This is a genomic window from Undibacterium sp. Di27W, assembly GCF_049340345.1.
GTDB lineage: Bacteria > Pseudomonadota > Gammaproteobacteria > Burkholderiales > Burkholderiaceae_D > Undibacterium.
Genome location: NZ_JBMPOS010000189.1, coordinates 1 through 255, shown reverse-complemented (window position 1 = coordinate 255; position 255 = coordinate 1). Strand labels below are relative to the sequence as shown.

Below are 255 nucleotides of genomic sequence, written 5' to 3'. Positions count from 1 at the left end.
GAAATCAAAGACCGTGATAGGTGGACCTTCATCATACGCAGTGCTGCAGTAAGCCCATAAATACGCCCGTTTGGTCTTGCCCTTGCCGGGATCAAGTTGCGGCACCGGTGTCTCATCGGCATGCAGGGCTTGTCTTTGCCTGAGTAATTCAGCAAGCCGGTCTGCCAGCGGTTGCAGGGCCACGCCGATCTTACCTACCCACTCTGCCAGGGTAGAACGGGCAATGCCTGCGCCATGGCGGGTGCTGATTTGTTC

The 255-nt window shown here is 56.9% G+C and carries 1 protein-coding gene; it reads right to left on the bottom strand.

Annotated elements, in window-relative coordinates; translation table 11 throughout:
* A partial coding sequence (locus ACO0LF_RS31840) for an IS66 family transposase (RefSeq protein ID WP_423021468.1) occupies positions 1-255 on the bottom strand: 255 nt, incomplete at both ends.